Annotated in this window: 1 protein-coding gene; it reads left to right on the forward strand. The window is 33.9% G+C overall.

Annotation, left to right across the window (positions count from 1 at the left end; translation table 11 throughout):
• Window positions 1-34: 34 nt before the first annotated feature.
• On the forward strand, window positions 35-239 hold a 205-nt coding region (locus AC1M9L_RS14865), incomplete at its 3' end, for a thioredoxin domain-containing protein (protein WP_481592569.1).

Consider the following 239-nt stretch of genomic DNA (forward strand, 5'->3'; position numbering starts at 1 on the left):
TAAATGCAATATTATTAAGTTCTGAGTTAATCCAATGTCATCGAAAGTTAAGATCTATCACAACCCAGCTTGCGGAACATCAAGAAATACATTAGCTCTCATTCGAAATACAGGAGAAGAACCTGAAATTATTGAATACCTTCTTACCCCTCCGAGTAAGATTGAACTCATTAATTTAATTGAAAAAGCAGGGATTTCTGTACGTGAATCCATTCGTAAAAATGTAGAACCCTTTGAAA

This window comes from Acinetobacter sp. ANC_7511 (assembly GCF_056779975.1).